The sequence below is a fragment of the Kitasatospora sp. NPDC007106 genome, from assembly GCF_040634455.1.
GTDB lineage: Bacteria > Actinomycetota > Actinomycetes > Streptomycetales > Streptomycetaceae > Kitasatospora > Kitasatospora arboriphila.
In genome coordinates, this window is record NZ_JBEYFP010000327.1 from 1 (window position 1) to 6584 (window position 6584).

At 73.9% G+C, this 6584-nt stretch carries 6 protein-coding genes; 3 read left to right on the forward strand and 3 right to left on the reverse strand.

Going from position 1 to position 6584, the window contains the following annotated elements; all coding sequences use genetic code 11:
- The coding region (locus ABZ641_RS22315) for an aldo/keto reductase (protein ID WP_359984243.1) at positions 1–668 on the reverse strand (668 nt) is incomplete at its 3' end.
- Positions 669–781: 113 nt separating this feature from the next.
- Between ABZ641_RS22315 and ABZ641_RS22320 the strand changes: the two genes are divergently transcribed.
- Entirely contained in the window at positions 782–1738 is a 957-nt protein-coding gene (locus ABZ641_RS22320) for a helix-turn-helix domain-containing protein (RefSeq protein ID WP_344625546.1), read from the forward strand.
- 11 nt (positions 1739–1749) lie between these two features.
- On the opposite strand, the gene ABZ641_RS22325 is transcribed toward ABZ641_RS22320, so the two are convergent.
- On the reverse strand, positions 1750–2019 hold the full coding sequence (locus tag ABZ641_RS22325; protein WP_359984245.1) for a hypothetical protein: 270 nt from the start codon (positions 2017–2019) through the stop codon (positions 1750–1752).
- Between the two features lie 156 nt (positions 2020–2175).
- Positions 2176–3018, reverse strand: a complete 843-nt coding sequence (locus ABZ641_RS22330) for a hypothetical protein (RefSeq protein WP_359984248.1) — start codon at positions 3016–3018, stop codon at positions 2176–2178.
- A gap of 659 nt (positions 3019–3677) precedes the next feature.
- Between ABZ641_RS22330 and ABZ641_RS22335 the strand changes: the two genes are divergently transcribed.
- Together ABZ641_RS22335 and ABZ641_RS22340 are read left to right on the forward strand one after the other, a co-directional pair.
- The gene (locus ABZ641_RS22335; RefSeq protein WP_359984251.1) at positions 3678–4088 is read left to right on the forward strand and encodes a VOC family protein; all 411 of its coding nucleotides are present in this window, start codon (positions 3678–3680) and stop codon (positions 4086–4088) included.
- A 168-nt stretch (positions 4089–4256) separates the two neighbouring features.
- A partial coding sequence (locus ABZ641_RS22340; protein WP_359984254.1) for an excinuclease ABC subunit UvrA occupies positions 4257–6584 on the forward strand: 2328 nt, incomplete at its 3' end.

Genomic DNA, 6584 nt, shown 5'->3' on the forward strand with positions numbered 1-6584 from the left:
GCGATCGCGTAGAACGGCACGAAGGCGGTGCCCCGCTCGCCGCAGGCACGGAGCAGCGTCTCCTGCTCGGGCGGGCTGCCGATGCCGTACGGGTTCTGCACGCAGACGACCGGGGCGATCGCCGCGGCCTCGGCGAGGTGGGCGGCGGTGACGTTGGAGAGGCCGAGGTGGCGGATCAGGCCGGCCTCGCGGAGTTCGGCGAGGGCGCCGAAGCGGTCGGCGACCGGGTCGGTGCCGACGACCCGCAGGTTGACCAGGTCCAGGTGGTCGCGGCCGAGCTGGCGCAGGTTCTCCTCGACCTGGCCGCGCAGTTGCTCGGGGGTGGCGTGCGGCAGCCACCGGCCGGAGCGGTCCCGGCCGGGGCCGACCTTGGTGGCGATGACGAGGCCGTCGGGGTAGGGCGCCAGGGCGCGGTTGATCAGCTCGTTGGCGGAGCGCAGCGGCGAGAAGTAGAAGGCGGCGGTGTCGATGTGGTCGACGCCGAGGTCGACGGCGCGGCGCAGCACGGCGATCGCCTGCTCGCGGTCGCGGGGCACGGCGCGGCGGACCAGGGCGGGACCGGTCTGCGGCAGGCGCATGGCGCCGAAGCCGAGCCGGTTGACCGTCAGGTCGCCGAGGGCCCAGGTGCCGGCCGCGGCCGCGGCCGGGGTGATGGTCTGTGAGGTCATGCCCGGCATCATCGGCGGGGCCGTAGAGTGACCGCCATTGATTCGGGCAGGGGCGAATCCGGGCGGGGGCGCGGGTGGCGGAGCTGGTCTTCTCGGTGCGGGACCTGGCGCAGATGCGGTTCGCCGTGTCGCCGATGTGGGAGGTGGGGCCGAGTCTGCGGCTGCTGCGGTCGGGGGTGGTGCATCCGGTGCACCGGCGGTGGGCCGAGCAGGTGCGGCCGCGGCTGGCCGCGGCGGGTCTGGACCGGGGCCGCCTCGCCGAGTTGGTGCCGCCGTCGGGGTACGTGCCGGACTTCCTCAATCCGACGCCCGCGGCGCCGGTCGCCGAGCTCGCCGAGGAGGTGGACGGCATCCTGGCGACCCCGCCGGAGCGGGTCCGCCGCGACCTGGACCGGCTGCGGCGCGAGCAGGGCGGGCTGGGCCCGCGCACCGAGGCGCTGTACGCCCGGCCGGAGGCCCGGCTCGCCGGGGTGGCCGAGGAGGTGCGGCTGTACTGGGAGTTGGCGCTCGCGCCGTACTGGGCGCGGATCCGGGCCGTGCTGGACGCGGACGTGGCGCACCGGGCGCGGCAGGTCGCGGAGCGCGGCGCGGCGCACCTGCTGGGCGGTCTGCACGCCTCGGTGCGGTGGGACGAGGACACCCTGCGGCTGCTGCGCCGGCCGAGCGCGCTCTCCCGGCCGACGGCCGGTCACGGGCTGCTGCTGATCCCGTCGGTCTTCACCGGTCCGGTCCCGTTCACCCGGGTGACGCCGCCTGACCCGCCGCAACTCGCCTACCCCGCCCGGGGGATCGGCTCTCTCTGGGAGGCGCCGTCCGGGGACGGGGGCGAGGCGCTGGCGGCCGTACTGGGCCGCACCCGCGCCCGGTTGCTGGCGGAGCTGGACTCCCCCGCCTCGACCACCGAACTGGCCCGCCGCACCGCCCTGTCGCCGGCCGCGGTCTCCGAGAACCTGACCGCGCTGCGCGCCGCCGGTCTGACCACGGCCCACCGCGTCGGCCGCTCCGTGCTGTACGCCCGCACGGCGGCCGCGGACACCCTGCTCGCGGCGGCCGCCGCGGCGGGCGGCTGAGCGGAGAACCGTCAGCCGTCCACCAGGCCGCAGCTGAACGGGAAGGACCGCAGGAACTCCTGCCGGGCCCGGTCCGGTTCGGCCTCGGCCAGGTCGGCGACCGTCCGCAGCAACCGGGTGCGCTGCTCCCCGGGCAGGTGGAGCAGTTCGGCGGCGACACCCTCCATCAGCTTCACGGCGGTGTCCGGGTCCACCTCGTCGTCCTCGCACTCGTCGAGGTGGCGGACGACGTCGACGAGGAGGCCGGCCAGGACGGCCACCAGGGGGTCTGTGTCGGTCATCCGGGCACCCTAGCGGAGGGGCGGTGCCCCGCCGCGGGCTGCCGCGGAGGGGCACCGGGGTGGGCGGGCCGGCCGCGAGACGAGTTCCTCCCGGGCGGCGGGTCCGGCTTCCTGGCGTGCGGGACGTCGTTCAGCGAGATCACGTCGCCAGCGGCGTCAGCCGCGGTCCTCCCAGTCTGGTGCGAAGAAGCGGGCCCCGCTGACAACGGTGTCCCCGGCCCGGGTGGCCCGGACGTACATGTTGAGCCCCTCCGGCCCCGGACCGCCGCCATAGACCAGCCGGCCCGTACCTCGGTCCTCGATGTACTGGATCACCTCTGCGTCGACCTCGGAGACCGGCCGGCCGATCAGCCGGATGCCCTCCAGGTCGACCTGGGGCCCGGTGCGCCCGTGCACGGTCACGGCCGCAAGTACGGGGAAGCCTTCCAGGTACCAGTAGTGGGCGGTCACCCCGGCCGCGTCGAACTGTTCCTCCCTCAGGTTCCACTGTCCCTCGCCGTGCCCCGACCACCGGTACCACCCCCGGCGGGCGGCCGGCGCTTCACCGTCCAGCGCGGCGGCCACCTGGTGCGGGCTCATCCCGAACCCGAGCGGGCCGACCCGCTCCAGCGGCGTCCAGTCCCAGCGGGGCCGGTCCCGGTCCGGAGTCACCGGCCACGTCCCGGAGTTCGTCTCCGCATCGCGAACGTCGTGCCACCGGATGACCGGCGTGGCCGTGTACGGGTCCTCGGCCTGCTCGGGGCCGACCACCAGGGCATCGGTGATCACCGCGTCCCTCCGCTCCGCGTATCCCTCGGCCGACAACCCCCAGTCCTGCACCGCGCCCATGGACAACCCCCAGGCCGCCACCTCCGGATCACCGCCCCGGTTCACCCGCACCGAGACCCCGTGCCGCCGGGCGAGCTCGTGGATGTCCGCACACACCTCGGACGGCACCCGGGCGATCAGCTGCACGTCCCCCAGCCGCACCAGCGGTCCGGACAGAGCGTCGACCGCCACGGCGACCAGACGCGGCCCGGCCCGTAGATCGCGGTCACGCCCGCGCCGCGGTACTGCTGCCAGGACAGCCCGCCTTCCGTGCTCTGCGAACAAAGGACGTCCGCCCCCTCCAGAGCCGCCTTCACCCGGTCGGGGCTCATCCCGAACCGCAACGGCCCGATCCCCGCCAACGGGTCGAGCACCCACCGCGCCCGTTCGCCCTCCGGCTTCCTGGTCCACCAACTCACCGGCACATCCCCGATCGCTCCGAGCAGCCCCGGCGCCGCCTGCCGTGATCTTGTCGGCCACCCTACCCGGGCCCTCTGACGCAGCGGTCGTCGACGACATCGCCGGAGGTCGGCACGCTCCAGCAGGGGCGGACGAGTCGGCGGCCCCCGGCCGACGGGCCCGTGTGTGAGACCGGGATCCCCGCGGATGCTGTCGACTCGAACGCGTGTCACCAGGTCCCGACTGCCGTGTCACGGACGCCCTTTCACCGCTGCGGCCGATCGGACCCGCCGGCCCCTACCCGTCGGGTGAACGGCCGGTGCGTCCGGTCGGGCCGCCGGACCGCGGGCGGACGGCGATCCCGCACCGCGCCGCCCGGCCCCAGGCGGGCGCCGCGGACCGGTCAGGAATGGAGAAGCCCTGCTCACCGCCGCGCGGCTAGCGTGGCAGCCATGGACATCACCATTCAGTGGACCTTCCTCCCGCACACCGACCCGGAGGCCTCGCTGGCCTTCTACCGCGACCTCCTCGGCTTCGAGGTCCGCAACGACGTCGGCAACGGTGCGATGCGGTGGATCACCGTCGGCCCGGCGGAGCAGCCCGGCATGTCGATCGTCCTGGAGCCGCCCGGCATGGACCCGGGCGTCACCGAGGACGAGCGCCGCACCATCACCGAGATGATGGCCAAGGGCACCTACGCCCGGATCACCCTGGCCACCGCCGACCTGGACGGCGTCTTCGACAAGCTGAAGGCGGGCGGCGCCGAGTTCGTCCAGGAGCCGATGGACCAGCCGTACGGGGTGCGCGACTGCGCCTTCCGCGACCCCGCGGGCAACCTGGTCCGTTTCAACCAGACCGGCTGAGCCGTCCGCGGCCGCGGCCCGACCCCGCCCCACCGGGTGGCGGACGGGCCGCGGCCGTATCGGCGGAAGTGCACCGGGCGCAGCGCCCGGGCTGGTTGGATCGGACCGGGCAAGGCCGGCGGTGACCGCGGACGCGGCCCGCCCGACGGACGGACGGACGGAGAGACGATGAGCAGGGCCACGGGGACGGACGGGCAGCCGCCCACCATGCACGGTGCCGACAGCCACCACGTGATCCGCGTGCACGGCGCGCGCGAGAACAACCTCAAGGACGTCAGCATCGAGATCCCGAAGCGCCGGCTGACGGTGTTCACGGGCGTCTCCGGCTCGGGCAAGAGCTCGCTGGTGTTCGACACCATCGCGGCCGAGTCGCAGCGGCTGATCAACGAGACCTACAGCGCCTTCGTGCAGGGTTTCATGCCGACGCTGGCGCGGCCCGAGGTCGACGTCCTCGAGGGGCTGACCACCGTGATCACCGTCGACCAGCAGCGGATGGGCGCCGACCCCCGCTCCACGGTCGGCACCGCCACCGACGCCAACGCGATGCTGCGGATCCTGTTCAGCCGGCTGGGCGAGCCGCACATCGGCCCGCCCAGCGCGTACGCCTTCAACGTGCCGTCCGTCCGGGCGAGCGGGGCGATCACCGTCGAGCGGGGCGACCGGAAGACGGTGAAGGCGACCTTCAACCGCACCGGTGGCATGTGTCCGGGCTGCGAGGGCCGCGGCTCGGTCACCGACATCGACCACGCGGAGCTGTACGACGAGGCCAAGTCGCTCGCCGGGGGCGCGATCACCGTGCCCGGCTACAAGGCCGGCGGCTGGAACTACCGGCTGTACAGCGAGTCGGGCTTCTACGACCCCGGGAAGCCGATCCGCGACTACACGGCGGAGGAGCTGCACGACTTCCTGCACCACGAGCCGGTCAGGATGAAGATCGCCGGGATCAACATGACCTACGAGGGCCTGATCCCGCGGATCCAGAAGTCGATGCTCTCCAAGGACCGGGAGGGGATGCAGCCGCACATCCGGGAGTTCGTGGACCGCGCGGTCACCTTCACGACCTGTCCCGAGTGCGGGGGCTCCCGGCTGAGCGAGGGCGCCCGGGCGTCGAAGATCGGGCGGATCAGCATCGCCGACGCCTGCGCGATGGAGATCCGCGACCTCGCCGAGTGGGTCCGCGGCCTCGCCGAGCCCTCGGTGGCGCCGCTGCTGGCCTCGCTGCAGCGGACCCTCGACTCCTTCGTGGAGATCGGGCTCGGCTACCTCTCGCTCGACCGGGCGGCCGGCACGCTGTCCGGCGGCGAGGCGCAGCGGGTCAAGATGATCCGCCACCTCGGCTCGGCGCTGACCGACGTCACCTACGTCTTCGACGAGCCCACCGCGGGCCTGCACCCGCACGACATCCAGCGGATGAACGAGCTGCTGCTGCGGCTGCGGGACAAGGGCAACACCGTGCTCGTCGTCGAGCACAAGCCGGAGACGATCGCGATCGCCGACCACGTCGTGGACCTCGGCCCGGGCGCCGGCACGGCGGGCGGCAGCGTCTGCTTCGAGGGCACCCTGGACGGTCTGCGGGCGAGCGGCACCGTCACCGGCCGGCACTTCGACGACCGGGCCGCGCTCAAGAAGGACTTCCGGACGCCCGGCGGCCGGCTGGAGATCCGCGGCGCGTCGACGCACAACCTGCGCGACGTCGACGTGGACGTGCCGCTCGGGGTGCTGACGGTGATCACCGGTGTGGCGGGTTCGGGCAAGAGCTCGCTGGTCCGCGGGTCCCTGTTCTCGGGGCGGACTCCCGGGGCGGACGGGGTGGTCGCGGTCGACCAGACGCCGATCCGCGGCTCCCGGCGGAGCAACCCGGCGACGTACACCGGGCTGCTCGACCCGATCCGCAAGGCCTTCGCCAAGGCGAACGACGTGAAGCCGGCGCTGTTCAGCGCCAACTCCGAGGGCGCCTGCCCGACCTGCAACGGCGCCGGGGTCGTCTACACGGACCTGGCGATGATGGCCGGCGTGTCCAGCACCTGCGAGGACTGCGAGGGCCGGCGGTTCGACGCCTCGGTGCTGGAGTACCGGCTCGGCGGCCGGGACATCAGCGAGGTGCTGGCGATGCCGGTGACCGAGGCCGAGGAGTTCTTCGGCGCGGGCGAGGCGCGCACCCCGGCCGCGCACCGGATCCTCCAGCGGCTCGCCGACGTCGGCCTCGGCTACCTCGCCATCGGACAGCCGCTGACCACGCTGTCGGGCGGCGAGCGGCAGCGGCTGAAGCTGGCCACCCACATGGCGGAGAAGGGCGGCGTCTACGTCCTCGACGAGCCGACCACCGGCCTGCACCTCGCCGACGTGGAGCAGCTGCTCGGGCTGCTCGACCGGCTGGTCGAATCCGGCAAGTCCGTCGTCGCCGGCCGGGTCCGACACAGCCGTGTCGGTGGAGGGCACGACACCGGCGAGGATCACCGTGCCCGCCTCGACGGCCTCGCCGAGGTCGTCGTCCTC